General features: G+C 32.7%; 1 pseudogene. It reads right to left on the reverse strand.

Annotated features, from left to right (window positions below):
- Positions 1 to 118: 118 nt before the first annotated feature.
- Positions 119 to 799 (reverse strand): annotated as a pseudogene (locus tag JCM19043_RS15775) (DUF6710 family protein); the annotation flags it as partial.
- Positions 800 to 820: the final 21 nt, after the last annotated feature.

The raw sequence follows: 820 nt of genomic DNA on the forward strand, positions 1-820 counted from the left end.
GGTTTCTTTAATTCTTCTGATTATCGAGGATTTTAGGGAAGAGCGAGACAGTTAGTGCCTGTCCGCAGCTGATCTTTAGCTGCTTACAGACACTTGCTGGACCTTCAGGCTACCCAACTTAAGAATCAATATCTAATGCCTTCTCACTATCGTCTAATATTATTCGTCCAATTTCAAAAATAGCGGCCATTTCAACAGACCTAACAGGAGCGAGCTTGGTAGAACTTTTCTTGTCAAAAAAATACACACCATCGGTAAATATCTCATTATATATTGGCGTTAAATCTAAACAACTTGTTACCTTAAATGGCGATTCATTAGTTATGATATTAATCGAGGACGAGTGATAACCATTTTCTATCACAGCAATGTTTAAAGGCTTTATCAAGCACACTTTATGATTAATTGGTTGATGCTCCCATTTATTCCCGACAGCTTCTCCAATTTCTTTAAAAGCATCAATCATCCTTTGTTTATTCCAGGGAAAAGAAAATACCAGGGTTTCACTAGGTGATATAAATGAATTATCATCTCTACGATCTTGTATATTTACTATTTCATAACCAGAATCAGAAAGCTTATGAAAATAATAGTTGCATTTATTTGTATCAAAGAACAAGTCCATAATGCTATTATTCGAATTAATTTGGTACCCCGTTTTCTTTATAATATTATTTATCAACTCAAATTGATGAACTCTACCTAAAGAATAAATGACATCTTTAATTCTATTCTCTGCCTTCTCTCGTTTCAACTGATTAACAAATGATAAAATCTCACTAAATTCATTTTTATTTTTTTCTTCTTTGAATGAATTTCA

This window comes from Halolactibacillus sp. JCM 19043 (genome assembly GCF_001310395.1).
In the GTDB taxonomy this organism is placed as follows: Bacteria; Bacillota; Bacilli; order Bacillales; family Amphibacillaceae; genus Halolactibacillus; species Halolactibacillus miurensis.